The organism is Streptomyces noursei (assembly GCF_001646665.1).
Taxonomy (GTDB): domain Bacteria; phylum Actinomycetota; class Actinomycetes; order Streptomycetales; family Streptomycetaceae; genus Streptomyces; species Streptomyces lavendulocolor.
Window position 1 is genome coordinate 171,865 of record NZ_LWBU01000179.1, and the last position, 12,185, is coordinate 184,049.

The following is a 12,185-nucleotide window of genomic DNA, read 5'->3' on the forward strand; positions in this document are numbered from 1 at the left end:
GCACCTGCCGCACGGCCCGGAACCCAAGGATGAGTCGGGAGCGTCGTTACCGAACGGCGCGGGGGGAGACAAAGCATGATGATCGAGGGCGTAAGGACGTCTCCGAGAGGCGTCCATCATGTGAGCGGTCCAGGGAGGGCGCCCCTTACGGACGTAGGGTGGGCCTTGGGACGGCCGGTGGGCCGGCTGTCTCCCGAGCGTTCCCCCGCCGACGGCGGGGAGGCCCCTTGTCTCGAGGGAGGTCCAGTTCAGTGACCAGCCAGGTCAGTAGCCCAGCCGATCGGGCCGACGGGTCCGATGGGACCCGGACGGCCGGAGAGACCGTCGTCGGGGAACAGCGTGGCGGCCCCGGCCAGCACGGTGCGGAGAAGGAAGTACGCCGTCTGGACCGAGTGATCATCCGCTTCGCGGGTGACTCGGGCGACGGTATGCAGCTGACGGGTGACCGTTTCACGTCGGAGACCGCGTCCTTCGGGAACGACCTGTCCACCCTGCCGAACTTCCCCGCCGAGATCCGGGCACCCGCCGGCACCCTGCCGGGTGTCTCGTCGTTCCAGCTGCACTTCGCCGACCACGACATCCTCACTCCCGGTGACGCGCCGAACGTCCTGGTCGCGATGAACCCCGCCGCGCTGAAGGCGAACATCGCGGACGTCCCGCGCGGCAGCGAGATCATCATCAACACCGACGAGTTCGCCAAGCGGGCCATGGCGAAGGTCGGGTACGAGACCTCGCCCCTGGAGGACGGCTCGCTGGACGGCTACCGGGTCCACCCGGTGCCGCTGACGACGCTGACGGTCGAGGCGCTCAAGGACTTCGGCCTGTCCCGCAAGGAGGCCGAGCGTTCCAAGAACATGTTCGCGCTCGGACTGCTCAGCTGGATGTACCACCGGCCGACGGAGGGCACGGAGAAGTTCCTGCGGCAGAAGTTCGCCAGGAAGCCGGAGATCGCCGAAGCCAATGTGGCGGCGTTCCGGGCGGGGTGGAACTTCGGCGAGACGACCGAGGACTTCGCCGTCTCCTACGAGGTGGCCCCGGCCACCAAGGCGTTCCCGGCCGGCACCTACCGCAACATCTCCGGGAACCTGGCCCTCTCCTACGGGCTGATCGCCGCGTCCCGGCAGGCGGACCTGCCGCTGTACCTGGGCTCCTACCCGATCACCCCGGCGTCCGACATCCTGCACGAGCTGTCCAAGCACAAGAACTTCGGTGTGCGGACCTTCCAGGCCGAGGACGAGATCGCCGGGATCGGCGCCGCCCTGGGGGCCGCCTTCGGCGGATCGCTGGCGGTCACCACCACGTCCGGCCCCGGTGTGGCGCTGAAGTCCGAGACGATCGGGCTCGCGGTCTCGCTGGAGCTGCCGCTGCTGATCGTCGACATCCAGCGCGGCGGCCCGTCCACCGGCCTGCCGACGAAGACGGAGCAGGCGGACCTGCTCCAGGCGATGTACGGGCGCAACGGCGAGGCGCCGGTGCCGGTGGTGGCGCCGAGGACCCCGGCCGACTGCTTCGACGCGGCGCTGGAGGCGGCGCGGATCGCGCTGACCTACCGCACCCCGGTGTTCCTGCTCTCCGACGGCTACCTGGCCAACGGTTCCGAGCCGTGGCGCATCCCGGACCTGGAGGAGTTGCCCGACCTGGGTGTCCGGTTCGCCACCGGCCCCAACCACACCCTGGAGGACGGCACCGAGGTCTTCTGGCCGTACAAGCGCGACCCGGAGACCCTGGCCCGCCCCTGGGCCCTGCCGGGCACGCCGGGGCTGGAGCACCGCATCGGCGGCATCGAGAAGCAGGACGGCACGGGCAACATCTCGTACGACCCGGCCAACCACGACTTCATGGTCCGCACCCGTCAGGCCAAGATCGACGGCATCGACGTGCCCGACCTGGAGATCGACGACCCGGGTTCCGCCGCCCGCACCCTGGTGCTGGGGTGGGGCTCGACGTACGGACCGATCACGGCCGCCGTGCGGCGGCTGCGCTCGGCGGGAGAGTCCATCGCCCAGGCCCATCTGCGCCACCTCAACCCCTTCCCGAAGAACCTGGGGATCGTGCTGAAGCGGTACGACAGGGTCGTCGTGCCGGAGATGAACCTCGGCCAGCTCGCCACGCTCATCCGGGCGAAATATCTGGTCGACGCGCACAGCTATACCCAGGTGAACGGCATGCCGTTCAAGGCCGAGCAGCTCGCGACGGCTCTCAAGGAGGCCATCCATGACTGAGGCGCTGAAGCTGGTGCCCAAGGCCGAGGCCAAGCAGTCCATGAAGGACTTCAAGTCCGATCAGGAAGTGCGCTGGTGCCCCGGTTGCGGCGACTACGCCATCCTCGCCGCCGTGCAGGGCTTCATGCCCGAGCTCGGTCTGGCGAAGGAGAACATCGTCTTCGTCTCCGGCATCGGCTGCTCGTCCCGGTTCCCGTACTACATGAACACCTATGGGATGCACTCGATCCACGGCCGGGCGCCCGCGATCGCGACGGGTCTCGCCTCGTCACGGACCGATCTGTCCGTCTGGGTCGTCACCGGTGACGGGGACGCGCTGTCCATCGGCGGCAACCACCTCATCCACGCCCTGCGGCGCAACGTCAACCTGAAGATCCTGCTGTTCAACAACCGGATCTACGGCCTGACCAAGGGGCAGTACTCGCCGACGTCCGAGGTCGGCAAGGTCACCAAGTCGACGCCGATGGGTTCGCTCGACGCGCCGTTCAACCCGGTGTCCCTGGCCATCGGGGCGGAGGCGTCCTTCGTTGCGCGGACCGTCGACTCCGATCGCAAGCACCTCACCGAGGTCCTGCGGCAGGCGGCCGACCACCCCGGCACGGCGCTGGTGGAGATCTACCAGAACTGCAACATCTTCAACGACGGGGCCTTCGACGCGCTGAAGGACAAGGAGAAGGCCGAGGAGGCGGTGATCCGGCTCGAACACGGGCAGCCGGTCCGCTTCGGCCCCGGGGGCGCCAAGGGTGTTGTCCGGGACGCGGCGACCGGCGACCTGAAGGTCGTGGCGGTCACCCCGGAGAACGAGAGCCAGGTCATCGTGCACGACGCGCACGGCGCGAGCCCCACGACGGCGTTCGCCCTCTCGCGGCTCGCGGATCCGGACACGCTGCACCACACGCCCATCGGCGTGTTCCGGGCCGTCCGGCGCCCCGTCTACGACACGCAGATGGCCGACCAGCTCGATGCGGCCGTGGAGCAGAACGGCAAGGGCGATCTCGCGGCACTGCTCGCGGGCAACGACACCTGGACGGTCGTCGGCTGACGCCGACGGTCGACGCACCGGCCGGCATCGCGGCCGGTGTCCGCGCGGACGGCGGTGAGGGCCCGGGACTCCGTCAGGAGACCCGGGCCTCGTCGTAGGCGTCCCGCGCCCGCCGGACGTCGTCCACGTGCCGTTCGGTCCACCGGGCGAGGGCCCACACCTGTTCGGCCGCCTCGCGTCCGAGGGGCGTGAGCGTGTAGTCGACACGCGGCGGGATGACGGGCTTGGCGTCGCGGTGGACGAACCCGTCGCGCTCCAGGGTCTGGAGCGTCTGGGCGAGCATCTTCTCGCTCACGCCCCCGATGAAGCGGCGCAGCTCGCTGAACCGGTAGGAGCGGTCCAGGAGGGCGGCGAGCACCAGGACGCCCCAGCGGCTGGTGACGTGCTCCAGGATCATCCGGGAGGGGCACATGGCGTCCATGACGTTCGGCGGGAAGTTGGGCGGGGAGCCCTCCGCCACCTGATCACTTACGCTCATGCCAGTACCTTACTTCAAAGTGGGTACTTTCCTATAGTTAGTGCCCTCCGTACGTTGGTGATCCGGATCGTCCGACCGAACGGAGCACCACCCCATGAGCATCGTCATCACCGGAGCCACCGGCCACCTCGGCCGCCTCGTCATCGACGCCCTGCTGGCCGACGGCGTCCCGCCGGCCGGTGTCGCCGCCGTCGTGCGCGACAAGGACCGCGCCGCCGACCTTGCGGAGCGCGGCGTCGAGCTGCGCGTCGCGGACTACGACCGGCCGGAGACCCTGGCCGACGCCTTCGGGCCGGGCGACCGCGTGCTGCTGATCTCCGGCAACGCGGTGGGGCGGCGCGTACCGCAGCACGCCGCGGTGATCAGCGCGGCCAGGGCCGCGGGCGTCGGGCACCTCGCGTACACCAGCATCCTCGGCGGGCCGGACGCCGACTTCGACCTGGCAGCGGAGCACCAGGCCACCGAGCGGCTGATCCTCGACTCGGGCCTGCCGTACACGCTGCTGCGCAACGGCTGGTACACCGAGAACTACACCGACCAGCTGGCCCCGGTCCTGGCGCACGGCACGGTCGTCGCCAACGCGGGCGAGGGCCGCGTCGCCTCCGCCGCCCGCGCCGACTACGCCGCGGCGGCAGCCGCCGTACTGACCGGGGAGGGTCACCTGGGGAAGGCGTACGAGCTGAGCGGTGACACCGCCTGGTCGCTGGCCGAGTACGCGGCGGAGGTCTCCCGCCAGTCCGGCACGGCCGTCGCGTACGAGAACGTGCCCGCCGAGGCGCACCTGGCCGTCCTCACCGGCGCCGGGGTCCCCGAGCCGTTCGCCGCGACCCTGGTCGACGTCGACCGGGCGATCGAGCGCGGCCTGCTGGCCGGCACGAACGGCGAGCTGTCCCGCCTGATCGGCCGCCCGACGACCCCGCTCGCCGAGACGGTGGCCAGGGCGCTCGGCACGCTGTGATCCAGGCGTCATGACCGTATCGCGGTACGGACATGACAGGCCGCCTCGCGCGGCGTTACCTTCGTCCGCAGGGCCCGTACGGAGTACGGGGCAGGACAGGGGCGTGGAAGGGCGGCGGCCGGTGGCGGCGAAGAGCGGCGGCGAGCAGCGGGCGGGATTCCTCTACGGCGTGAGCGCCTACGGCATGTGGGGCCTCGTGCCCCTCTTCTGGCCGCTGCTGAAGCCGGCCGGGGCGATCGAGATCCTGGCCCACCGCATGGTCTGGTCCCTGGCCGTCGTCGGACTCGCGCTCCTCGCGCTGCGCCGCTGGGGCTGGATACGCGAGCTGCTCGGGCAGCCCCGCAAGCTCGGGCTGATCGCGCTCGCCGCGGCCGTGATCACCGTCAACTGGGGCCTGTACATATGGGCCGTGAACGCCGGCCAGGTGGTGGAGGCCTCCCTGGGGTACTTCATCAACCCGCTGGTCACCATCGCCATGGGCGTCCTGCTGCTGAAGGAGCGGCTGCGGCCGGCGCAGTGGGCGGCGGTCGGCACCGGCCTGGCCGCGGTGGTGGTCCTGGCGGTGGGGTACGGCCGGCCGCCGTGGATCTCACTGACGCTCGCCTTCTCCTTCGCCGTCTACGGCCTGGTGAAGAAGAAGGTCAACATCGGGGGCCTGGAGTCGCTGGCGGCGGAGACCGCCGTCCAGTTCCTGCCGGCGCTGGCGTACCTGATGTGGCTCGGTGCGCAGGGCTCGGCGCACTTCGGTGCGCACGGGGCGGGCCACGCCGCGCTGCTGGCCGCGACCGGCGTGGTGACCGCGGTGCCGCTGGTCTGCTTCGGCGCGGCGGCGATCCGGGTGCCGCTGTCGACGCTGGGACTGCTGCAGTACCTGGCGCCGGTGTTCCAGTTCCTGCTGGGCGTCGTCTACTTCCACGAGGCGATGCCGCCGGAGCGGTGGGCGGGCTTCTCGCTCGTCTGGCTGGCGCTGTCCGTCCTGACGTGGGACGCGCTGCGGACCTCGCGGCGTACGAGGGCGGAGGCGGCGGCGCTCCGCCGGGCGGCCGCCCGGGCCGCGGCCGCCGGCGCGGCCGCCGAGGCACCTGGCGCGGGCGGGACCGTCGAGGCCCCGGGCGGGGACGCGGTGACGACGGCCGCGCCCCCGGCCGGCCGGGGGCGCACGGAGGCTCCGCAGGTGTAGGGAGCGCCGGCAAAGTACCGGCACCCGCCCGGAGCGCGGCGCCGCGGGTCTGGCGGAACTCTGCCGACATGACCGAGGGCGTGTCCGGGAGCCGGCGCGTGTGCCGTGGGCCGGGCGGGTTCACCCGGCCGGCGGCCGCTCCGCCAGTTCCCGGACCACCCGGCGCATGACCTCCTGCCAGTGCGTCCGGCGCCGCTCGCGCTCCTCCGCGCTCCCGAGGCGCTCCTGATGGAAACGGAGCACCGCCTTCCCGGGGCCGGCCGCCGAGACGGCGACCTGCAGCGTCGTCCCGCCATGGGTGAGGCGCACCCGGTCGCCGGGCCGGTAGCCGCGGACCTCGCCGGTGACGCCGTCGGCCGTCTCGTACGCCGCGCCCCTCTCGGTGGGCAGACCGCCCGGCACGGCGCCGAGCCACAGCGCGATCCCTTCCGGCCCCGCGATGAAGTCCCAGACGGCGGCGGCCGGCAGCGGCAGGGTCTTCGACACGCCGATCTCCCAGCCCGCGTCGCGGGTCAGTCCTGTGGGCATTCCTCTTCTCCTTCGCTGCGGGTACGGACGCGGTGGGCCCGGACCTTGTGGCGGTTGCCGCACCGTTCCATGGCGCACCAGCGGCGCCGGCCGGGGCGGGAGGTGTCGACGAAGAGCAGGTAGCAGTCGGGGCCGCCGCACTCCCGGATGCGGCCCGCCGCCGCGTGCGGGCCCGTGAACAGCTCGACCGCGTCACGGGCGACCGTCGACAGCAGCCCGGCCACGCTCGCGCCGGGCGCCCACTCCCGTCCCGCGCTCTCCGTCATGCGCACGACCAGCGGTGGTACGGCCGCGGCGGCGTTCACCACCGCGAGGTCGGCGGCCGCGAGGGGGCGACCGTGCGCCCGGGCGGCGGCGAGCCCCAGCACGGCGTCACGCAGCCGGCGGGCCGCCGCGAGGTCGTCCTCGCCGACGGGCGGCAGCCGGAGACCGGGCGGGTCGAGGCGGCAGGCCGCCACCCAGTCCAGGAGGCCGGCGGGGGTGTCCAGCACCTCGTACCGGGCGAGCGGGCCGGGACCGCCGGTGAGCAGCAGCTCCAGGCACAGGGCCCCCGGGTCGAACCGGAAGATGCCGCCATCCGACGGACGCAGGGTGATTCCCGTTGCACGCGCACTCACATAACCACTATAAGTGGTTACATGACTGCGCTCCACTGGAAGCTCGTGATCGACGCGGCCGACCCGCACGCCCAGGCCGACTTCTGGGCCGAGGCGCTGGGGTATCTGGTCGAGGACAACAGCGCCCAGATCGACCGGCTGCTCTCCGCCGGGTACGTGACGGAGGACCTGACCGTCGAGGCACACGGTCGCCGGGCATGGCGGGATCTGGTCGCCGTCCGGCATCCGGACGACCCGTACCAGGAGGACAACGGCATCGGGCTCGGCAGGCGACTGCTCTTCCAGCGCGTACCGGAGCCCAAGTCCGGGAAGAACCGCCTCCACCTCGACCTGCACGCCCCGTCCGGCCGGCGCGACGCGGAGGTGGCCCGCCTGGAGGCGTGCGGCGCGTCGGTGCTGCGCCACGTCAAGGAGCCGGGCGGCGAGTGGACCGTGATGGCGGACCCGGAGGGCAACGAGTTCTGCGTGCAGTGACGTCGGCGTCCGGCTCCGCCGACGTCAGCAGGGACGCCCGCGCGCGGTGACGCGGCCCGCGCGCGGTGACGTCCGCCCATGCGCGTGACGCCCGCGCGGCGACGCCCGCCCATGGAGCCGGCGGCGGGCACCGCCTGCGCGCCCCGGCCCCCGAGCCCCGCGCCCGGCCCGAGCCCCGCCCCCACCTCGCCCGTACACCGCGCGGATCAGCGGCGCGCTCGGGCGCAGCGTCCGCGGCGACGCGGCGGACGCCCGCCAGCCGCAGACGCCCGCCAGCCGCAGACGCCCGCCAGCCCCGGACGCCCGCCAGCCGGGGGCCGCGCAGGCCCACCCGGGCTTCCTCCGGCACGGGCGTCCAGGCCGCAAGGCCCCCGTGCCACGGCTCGTGCAGCGCCGGTCCGGGCCGAACGGCCCCGTACCCGTGCCCGATTGGCGATCACTTCGCGCCGCGATGCTTCCGATATGCGAACACTCGTGACCGGTTTCCGCCCTTGACGCTGAGTCAAACTCTCGCTGAACATTCAGCACGCACGTCGCAGCAGTTGCTCCACCCGCTCGATCAGCTCCAACGCCCCACGCCCCGACGCCGCGGGGCGTCTCGCACGTTCCGTCCCATCCCCGTACGGAATCCGGAGCCCCCACATGAACCTCTCCGCCCACCACCGCATACCCAGACGCACCGCCGCCACCGCCGCGCTCGTCCTGGCCGGCCTCCTGGCCACCGCCGCACCGGGAGCCACGGCCGCCACCGCCGCACCGGCCGGTCCCGGCGCCGCCGCCCGCACCACGGCGGCCGCGCTCGCCGCGCCCGACATCCCGCTCGCCAACGTCAAGGCGCACCTGACCCAGTTCGCGTCCATAGCCTCCGCCAACGGCGGCAACCGCGCCCACGGGCGCCCCGGTTACAAGGCGTCGATCGACTACGTGAAGGCCAAGCTGGACGCGGCCGGGTTCACCACCACCGTGCAGCAGTTCACGTACAACGGCACCACCGGCTACAACCTGATCGCCGACTGGCCCGGCGGCGACACCAACCAGGTGGTCATGGCCGGCGCCCACCTCGACTCCGTCTCCTCCGGCGCGGGCATCAACGACAACGGCTCCGGCTCCGCCGCCGTGCTGGAGACCGCGCTCGCCGTCTCCCGCGCCCAGCTCAAGCCCACCAAGCACCTGCGCTTCGGGTGGTGGGGCGCCGAGGAGCTGGGTCTGGTCGGCTCCAAGTACTACGTCAACAACCTCCCGTCGACCGAGCGCGCCAAGCTCTCCGGGTACCTCAACTTCGACATGATCGGTTCGCCGAACCCCGGTTACTTCGTCTACGACGACGACCCGGCCATCGAGAAGACCTTCAAGGACTACTTCGCGGGCCTCGGCGTACCGACCGAGATCGAGACGGAGGGCGACGGCCGCTCCGACCACGCCTCGTTCAAGAACGTCGGCATCCCGGTCGGCGGCCTGTTCACCGGCGCGAGCCGTACGAAGACCAGCGCCCAGGCACAGAAGTGGGGCGGAACGGCCGGCCAGGCCTTCGACCGCTGCTACCACTCCTCCTGCGACGGCACGTCCAACATCAACGACACGGCGCTCGACCGGAACAGCGACGCGGTCGCGCACGCCATCTGGACGCTGTCGGCCGGTACGACCGAGCCGCCCACCGGTGACACGTACGAGAACACCGCCGACGTGGCCGTACCGGACAACGGCACGGCCGTGACGTCCACGGTCACCGTCTCCGGCCGCACCGGCAACGCGCCGGCCGCGCTGAAGGTGGGTGTCGACATCGTCCACACCTGGCGCGGCGACCTGGTCGTGGACCTGCTCGCGCCCGACGGCACGGCGTACCGCCTGAAGAACTCCAGCAGCAGCGACTCGGCCGACAACGTGCAGACCACCTACACGGTCGACGCGTCGAGCGAGGCGGCGAACGGCGCGTGGAAGCTGCGCGTCCAGGACGTGGCGGCCCAGGACACGGGCTACATCAACGCGTTCCGCCTCACGTTCTAGCGGCCGGCGCCCCCGGCCCCGGCCCGCCCCCGGGCCGCGGCCCCGCGCCACCACCCCCGACGCCGCGGCAGCGGCAGCGGGCACGGCCGTCGCCGCGGCGCCGGCGCACAGACGGACGCCCCGCCCGGAGACCGGTACAGCCTCTCCGGGCGGGGCGCCCCCCAACGTCCTGCCGCGCGCGGCTACTTGTCGCCGTTCGCCGCGGCGATCAGCGCCTCGGGAGTGACGGCGCCCACGTAGACCTTGCCGTCGTCGGTCATCAGGGCGTTGACCAGCCGGGTCTTGAAGACGGTGCCGGAACCGAACGCGCCGGTCGCCTTGTCGCCGAGCGCGTCGAGGAGCTGCTGTGCCTCCGCCGGGGCGTCCTCGGGCAGCTCGGACGGGACGCCGCCGGCCGGGCCGGCGATCCGGGCGATCGAGGTCCAGCCCTCGCCGATGACGTTCAGGTCCTCCCCGCCCGCGAACGCCTCCGCGTCGCCCTTGCCGGGCTTCATCGGGAGGGCGTGCTCCGGGAGGGCGTCCTTCGGCACGGCGTGCTCCGCACCGGCGGCCGGCTCCTCGATCACCTTGGCGCCCTTGGGCGGGACGAAGTCGAACGTCGACGCGGCCGGGCGGGCGAAGTCCACCTTCGTGAAGCCCGCGTCGATCGCGGCCTTGCCGCCGCCGCTCGGGGTGAGCGTGAACTTCAGCGGCACGCCGTTGCCCGCGTCCACCGCGACCTTGATCGAGCCGATCGTCGAACCGCTCTGCTTCGGCTTGATCACCAGCTGGTACGCGTCGCGCCCGGCGATCCTCGCCGTCCCGTCGACCGTCACCGACGTGGTGGCGTCGACGGCCTTCAGCGCCTCGTCCACGAGCGCCTTGGGGGTGGCCGGGCCGCTCGGCAGCCCGGGCGTGGTGTCGGAGCGGGCGCCGTCGTCCTCGGCCGGTGCCTCCTCGGTGGAGTGCACCGCTTCCTTGGACCCGCCGTCGTACGCCCAGACGTCCTTGCCGTTGCGCACCAGGCTGTACTCGGCGGAGGCGTCGTCCACGACGGTGAGCCGCTGCTTGTCCGGCCCGTCCGCCGCCACCCGCAGGGTGTGCGTGCCGGTGGCGAACTCCATCAGCTTGCCGAGGCCCGCCTCGCCGCCCGCGCCGCCGCCCCCGAGGTCGCCGCCGAGCCCGGCCAGCGACGGGAGCCCCAGGTCCGTCGTCACCTTCACCGTGCCGGACAGCTGCTGCACGTCCGACGCGGCGATCTTCTCGATCAGTTGCTGTGCCGTGATCTCCGGCAGTTCGGGGTCACCGGATGCCGCGAGCGCCGGGACGAGCCCGATCGTCGCCGCCGCCACCCCCGCCACCGCGACCGGGACCGCGTACCGAGCCGTCCTGCGGCGTCCGGCGCTGTCGTTCGGTGCCATGTGTGCCTACCTCCGTGGTCAGCGATCCATCGGTATCCATCTGACCAAGGCGGCACCCCCCGGGGCGTCAGCCCGGGGGCTCGACTTCCGTACTGCTCAGGGATGACCCGACCCCGAGACCGCTACCCCGCGCGGTGCACCACCAGGTCGCACAGCTCCTCCAGCGCGGCCTTGGCGTAGCAGTCGGGCAGCGGTCCGAGCGTGGCGCGCGCCTCCTGGGCGTAGCGGACGGTGTCCCGGCGCGCCTGCTCCAGCGCCGGGTGGACGCGCAGCCGCCGCAGGGCCTCCGCGTGCCGGGCGTCGTCCGTCAGGTCGCCGTCCAGCAGCGCGACCAGCTCCAGGTCCTCCGCCCGGCCGCCCGAGGCCGCCCGTGCCCGCAGGTGCAGCACCGGCAGCGTGGGGATGCCCTCCCGCAGGTCGGTGCCGGGGGTCTTGCCGGACTCGTGGGAGTCGGAGGCGATGTCCAGGACGTCGTCGGCGAGCTGGAAGGCGACGCCGAGCCGCTCGCCGTACTGCGTGAGGATGTCCACGACCCGCTCGTCGGCGCCCGACATCATCGCGCCGAAGCGCCCGGAGACGGCGATCAGGGAGCCGGTCTTGCCGGCGATGACGTCCAGGTAGTGCTCGACCGGGTCGCGCCCGTCGCGCGGGCCGGCGGTTTCGAGGATCTGCCCGGTGACCAGGCGTTCGAAGGCCTCGGCCTGGATGCGGACCGCCTCGGGGCCGAGGTCCGCCAGGATGTGTGAGGCGCGTGCGAAGAGAAAGTCACCCGTCAGGACGGCCACCGAGTTGCCCCAGCGGGCGTTGGCGCTGTCCACCCCGCGGCGCACGTCGGCCTCGTCCATGACGTCGTCGTGGTAGAGCGTCGCGAGGTGCGTCAGCTCGACGACCACGGCGGAGGGCACGACGCCCGGGGCGTGCGGGTCGCCGAACTGGGCGGCGAGCATCACCAGCAGCGGACGGAAGCGCTTCCCCCCGGCCCGTACCAGGTGCTGCGCGGCCTCGGTGATGAACGGCACGTCACTCTTGGTGGCATCGAGGAGCCCTGCCTCGACGGCCGCCAATCCGGTCTGGACATCGGCCTCAAGAGCCTGGTCCCGCACGCTCAGCCCGAACGGCCCGACTGCGGTCACGAGGGGATCTCCTGTCTGCTGACGATCACACGGATTGTCGATGTGTCGCTGGATTCACTCAAGTCAGCGTATCCGGTCCCCTTTCGATCACCGTGGGCGCCTTCCGCCCTCCCCCGGTATGTTCAAGAACAGCTGGTATGACCGGGAGC

Annotated in this window: 11 protein-coding genes; 6 read left to right on the top strand and 5 right to left on the bottom strand. The window is 72.4% G+C overall.

Features of this window, described 5'->3' with window-relative positions; translation table 11 throughout:
• Positions 1–251 precede the first annotated feature (251 nt).
• Both A4V12_RS15940 and A4V12_RS15945 read left to right on the top strand, forming a co-directional pair.
• On the top strand, positions 252–2,222 hold the full coding sequence (locus A4V12_RS15940; protein WP_064069995.1) for a 2-oxoacid:acceptor oxidoreductase subunit alpha: 1,971 nt from the start codon (positions 252–254) through the stop codon (positions 2,220–2,222).
• Positions 2,215–3,264, top strand: coding sequence for a 2-oxoacid:ferredoxin oxidoreductase subunit beta (locus A4V12_RS15945; RefSeq protein ID WP_064069996.1), 1,050 nt, complete (start codon positions 2,215–2,217; stop codon positions 3,262–3,264). The genes A4V12_RS15940 and A4V12_RS15945 overlap by 8 nt, the downstream gene beginning before the upstream one ends.
• Positions 3,265–3,337: 73 nt before the next feature.
• Here the strand turns inward: A4V12_RS15945 and A4V12_RS15950 are convergent, their stop codons facing one another.
• Entirely contained in the window at positions 3,338–3,742 is a 405-nt protein-coding gene (locus A4V12_RS15950) for a winged helix-turn-helix transcriptional regulator (RefSeq protein ID WP_423563565.1), read from the bottom strand.
• 94 nt (positions 3,743–3,836) lie between these two features.
• On the opposite strand from A4V12_RS15950, the gene A4V12_RS15955 reads away from it, so the two are divergent.
• Together A4V12_RS15955 and rarD are read left to right on the top strand one after the other, a co-directional pair.
• On the top strand, positions 3,837–4,700 hold the full coding sequence (locus A4V12_RS15955; protein ID WP_064069997.1) for an SDR family oxidoreductase: 864 nt from the start codon (positions 3,837–3,839) through the stop codon (positions 4,698–4,700).
• 184 nt (positions 4,701–4,884) lie between these two features.
• Positions 4,885–5,880 carry an EamA family transporter RarD gene (gene rarD / locus A4V12_RS15960; protein ID WP_234372197.1) on the top strand — a complete coding sequence of 332 codons (996 nt, stop codon included), beginning with the start codon at positions 4,885–4,887 and terminating at the stop codon, positions 5,878–5,880.
• Between the two features lie 120 nt (positions 5,881–6,000).
• On the opposite strand, the gene A4V12_RS15965 is transcribed toward rarD, so the two are convergent.
• On the bottom strand, positions 6,001–6,408 hold the full coding sequence (locus A4V12_RS15965; protein WP_064069999.1) for a hypothetical protein: 408 nt from the start codon (positions 6,406–6,408) through the stop codon (positions 6,001–6,003).
• Positions 6,393–7,025: a CGNR zinc finger domain-containing protein gene (locus A4V12_RS15970; RefSeq protein WP_064070000.1), complete on the bottom strand. Its 633-nt coding sequence runs from the start codon at positions 7,023–7,025 to the stop codon at positions 6,393–6,395. The genes A4V12_RS15965 and A4V12_RS15970 overlap by 16 nt, the downstream gene beginning before the upstream one ends.
• 21 nt (positions 7,026–7,046) lie before the next feature.
• Here A4V12_RS15970 and A4V12_RS15975 point away from each other — a divergent pair, with 21 nt between their 5' ends.
• Together A4V12_RS15975 and A4V12_RS15980 are read left to right on the top strand one after the other, a co-directional pair.
• Entirely contained in the window at positions 7,047–7,499 is a 453-nt protein-coding gene (locus tag A4V12_RS15975) for a VOC family protein (protein WP_064070001.1), read from the top strand.
• Positions 7,500–8,141: 642 nt separating this feature from the next.
• On the top strand, positions 8,142–9,503 hold the full coding sequence (locus A4V12_RS15980; protein WP_064070002.1) for a M28 family peptidase: 1,362 nt from the start codon (positions 8,142–8,144) through the stop codon (positions 9,501–9,503).
• Between the two features lie 182 nt (positions 9,504–9,685).
• Here A4V12_RS15980 and A4V12_RS15985 read toward each other — a convergent pair whose 3' ends face one another.
• Positions 9,686–10,903 carry a LolA family protein gene (locus tag A4V12_RS15985; protein WP_064070003.1) on the bottom strand — a complete coding sequence of 406 codons (1,218 nt, stop codon included), beginning with the start codon at positions 10,901–10,903 and terminating at the stop codon, positions 9,686–9,688.
• A 122-nt stretch (positions 10,904–11,025) separates the two neighbouring features.
• Entirely contained in the window at positions 11,026–12,036 is a 1,011-nt protein-coding gene (locus tag A4V12_RS15990) for a polyprenyl synthetase family protein (RefSeq protein ID WP_064070004.1), read from the bottom strand.
• Between the last annotated feature and the right edge of the window lie 149 nt (positions 12,037–12,185).

Bases quoted from the DNA above. Each gene is read 5' to 3' on its own strand.
- A4V12_RS15980 (WP_064070002.1), top strand. From the start codon at position 8,142: ATGAACCTCTCCGCCCACCACCGCATACCCAGACGCACCGCCGCCACC.
- A4V12_RS15965 (WP_064069999.1), bottom strand. From the start codon at position 6,408: ATGCCCACAGGACTGACCCGCGACGCGGGCTGGGAGATCGGCGTGTCG.
- A4V12_RS15975 (WP_064070001.1), top strand. From the start codon at position 7,047: ATGACTGCGCTCCACTGGAAGCTCGTGATCGACGCGGCCGACCCGCAC.
- A4V12_RS15950 (WP_423563565.1), bottom strand. From the start codon at position 3,742: ATGAGCGTAAGTGATCAGGTGGCGGAGGGCTCCCCGCCCAACTTCCCG.
- rarD (WP_234372197.1), top strand. From the start codon at position 4,885: ATGTGGGGCCTCGTGCCCCTCTTCTGGCCGCTGCTGAAGCCGGCCGGG.
- A4V12_RS15955 (WP_064069997.1), top strand. From the start codon at position 3,837: ATGAGCATCGTCATCACCGGAGCCACCGGCCACCTCGGCCGCCTCGTC.
- A4V12_RS15985 (WP_064070003.1), bottom strand. From the start codon at position 10,903: ATGGCACCGAACGACAGCGCCGGACGCCGCAGGACGGCTCGGTACGCG.
- A4V12_RS15945 (WP_064069996.1), top strand. From the start codon at position 2,215: ATGACTGAGGCGCTGAAGCTGGTGCCCAAGGCCGAGGCCAAGCAGTCC.